This is a genomic window from Methanoregula sp. (assembly GCF_002835825.1).
Taxonomy (GTDB): domain Archaea; phylum Halobacteriota; class Methanomicrobia; order Methanomicrobiales; family Methanospirillaceae; genus Methanoregula.
Map to the genome: position 1 here is coordinate 1 of NZ_PIZH01000301.1, position 2,676 is coordinate 2,676.

Genomic DNA, 2,676 nt, shown 5'->3' on the forward strand with positions numbered 1-2,676 from the left:
CATACCGGTGATACACCATGATCCTTGTTGATGCCGAATGCTTCATTGCACCGGAACACCGTGGTGATTTCATCCGCGAAGTGAAAAAGATCGTCCCGGTAGTGAGAAACGAGAACGGGTGCACCCGTTACGAACTGGTTGTCGGCATTTCCGGCGATTCCTATCATTTTCTTGAAGAATGGGCGGGCAGAAAGCATCTCGACGATCATATCGCACAGCCCCATATGCGGGAGTATTTTGAAAAGACAACGCCGTGGCAGTCTGCCACGACAAAGCTGAAGATCTACGAGGTTGCTTCTACTGAGTCGGTCACGATGGGCGAGTGATGCGGGAAGCGGACGCAAGGGATCCGTTTCACGATTCGCTTATATACCCGCCCGTCAAATCGGATGGTAGTGAGGACGAATCCATGACCGCATCCAAACAATCCCCGCTTGCGAGGCTCATGCTTTTCCTGGTTTTTTTGGCGGCTGCTGGCAGTATTGTCGCCGGTGTGCACTACTATGCCATCGATCTCCCCCTTCAGGAGCACATTTCCACCCTGCAGCCGGAGAATGCCGCCTTTATAGGGTGTGAGAAGTGCAGGTTTGCCTGCACGTATTCTCCAACCCCGATCACGTGCCTGAATGACTGCGATCTGGTATGCTGATTCCTGTGCAGCCGTAACGGAAGCCTGCTCCGGGGGACGGGGTTACCCCGCGGATGCATGGGCGGGACAGGCATTTCACTGTTCTTTTATACCCATTACGATAACCCGAAGCGAAGAGAGGTTACACCCATCTCAGCATCCGAACGATCCCCGCCTGCAAGACTCATGCTTTTCCTGGTATGCCTGGGGATCGCCGGAAGCATCGCTGCCGGGGCTCACTATGCTACCGTTGACCTGACGGAACAGAATGCCCTCCCTGCCATGGAGAACTCAAATAAATTGAGTAAGTGCGCTATCTGCACGTCCAACTGCCAGTTCGTACCTGATAAATTCAAATGCCTCAGTGAATGTGACCTGATCTGTCAGGGTATTGAAGCCCAATGTGCCGGGGGCCGGCAACCCTTTGTCACTATATAGGATCGCAGCAGAACAGAGATCAGGATTATCCCTGTGGTGAAAATATGTCAGAGAAATCTCCCATCGCCCATTTCGTGCTCTTCATGATCTGCCTTGCTGCACTGGGCAGCATCCTTGCCGGGGCCCATTATCTTGCTGTTGACCTCCCTGCGCAGCAGAACGTCAATACTCCCGAGAACGCTGGCTGGGGTACCACGTCATGCACACAATGCAAACAGGACTGCGGCTCTTCCTCAACCAACACGAATTACTTCAACTGCCTCATGACATGCAGGGCTGTGGCCTGCTGAGGAATCCAGGGCCGGCCCGGGAAATCGCCGCCGGGCCGGTGTCCCGTGACGATCATCCCGTAAATTTTTTGCCCGGGCTCATCCCAGATATGAACAATGCATGAATTGGTGACGGCCTGGACCGACCGGGACGGGCGGATATGGATTGGCGCAACTGCGCTCTTCTATGTGCTCGTTCTCATCCCGTTCAATTACCCCGGCATCGATATCTTCGGCATCTCACTCCGGCCGGCCGCGTTCATGCTCGTCACCCTCGGTGTCCTCTTTGGCCCCGCAGCCGCATGGGGCCTCGGCATAGGAAACATTGCCGGGGATTTCTTTGGCGGCTCGTGGTCCGCGATGAGCATCTTCGGGTTTCTCATCAACGTCCTCATCCCCTATCTCTCCTACCGGCTCTTTTTCCACCTGGTGAAGGGCCGGGCGATCCGCAGGGATTATCGTACAATCGTCTGTTTCCTTGCCACGAGCCTCATCGTGGTCAGCTCCTGTATGGTGCTCCTTGCAGCCTGCGGCACGGTCTTCTTTGACCGGCCGTTCATGAGCAAGGTCAGCAGTTACCTCGGCAACAACCTCTTCTGGGCAATGGTTGTCGGGCCGGCTTTTTTCTGGCTGGTCGTCGATGCAGCGCTCCGCAACAAGCTGGTGTACGGCCGGGAATGGGCAGAGCGTAATGGGGAGAGTTGGTCCTGAAATCTTATACCTGGAACGATCGGCGAGCTACCTGCGTGATTCGTTCTTTCCGGCTCTCATTCCGGTTGGTGTTTCCTCAAAGAATCCGGGAAAATTTGGGGTGGTTTCGAAGACCTGCGGTCTTCTCGTGTCTCATGCTTTCAGCATTCGACATCCTCAAAAAAGCGGAAGGTACTCGGTGAGAAATCGTATATAGAATGAAATATATTTCCTGGTGTGGACGACTCCGATCGTGCCACAACTTTCAAAACAAATCATTGCGTTAAAATGATAAAATAAATAATTATTAATTTACGTGATAAAACAACTAATTAATCAACATGTGATGGATCTATGAATTTGTCTGAAATAAAAAAGCACAAAATCGCGATTTCTCTCGTTTTTATTTTTATGATGTTTACCGGATCTGCGCTGATTTTTATTACTTACCTGCATCCAAATGAATCCCAAAGTATCCCGCAACAGAACCTTCAGCCTTCACCATCCCTACAAACAACTCAGCAAAATCCGGCGACATCTCCTACAGAGCGACCGCATTACGATTATTGTATGATCGATGAAGTACATCCGGATTACCTTCGCACGATTCCTGATCTCATCAGCCCCAATGCAACAATCGTTCATGTTAAT

The 2,676-nt window shown here is 51.9% G+C and carries 5 protein-coding genes; all 5 read left to right on the top strand.

What is annotated here, in order from left to right; all coding sequences use genetic code 11:
- Nucleotides 1-17 precede the first annotated feature (17 nt).
- The gene (locus CW742_RS10125) at nucleotides 18-326 is read left to right on the top strand and encodes a putative quinol monooxygenase (RefSeq protein WP_292419971.1); all 309 of its coding nucleotides are present in this window, start codon (nucleotides 18-20) and stop codon (nucleotides 324-326) included.
- An 83-nt stretch (nucleotides 327-409) separates the two neighbouring features.
- Nucleotides 410-649, top strand: a complete 240-nt coding sequence (locus CW742_RS10130; protein ID WP_292419973.1) for a hypothetical protein — start codon at nucleotides 410-412, stop codon at nucleotides 647-649.
- Nucleotides 650-1,110: 461 nt separating this feature from the next.
- On the top strand, nucleotides 1,111-1,356 hold the full coding sequence (locus CW742_RS10135) for a hypothetical protein (RefSeq protein ID WP_292419975.1): 246 nt from the start codon (nucleotides 1,111-1,113) through the stop codon (nucleotides 1,354-1,356).
- Between the two features lie 96 nt (nucleotides 1,357-1,452).
- Nucleotides 1,453-2,046 (top strand): QueT transporter family protein, encoded by a 594-nt coding sequence (locus CW742_RS10140; RefSeq protein WP_292419978.1) that lies wholly within the window; start codon nucleotides 1,453-1,455, stop codon nucleotides 2,044-2,046.
- A 333-nt stretch (nucleotides 2,047-2,379) separates the two neighbouring features.
- Nucleotides 2,380-2,676: hypothetical protein (locus tag CW742_RS10145; protein ID WP_292419980.1), on the top strand; the 297-nt coding region annotated here is incomplete at its 3' end.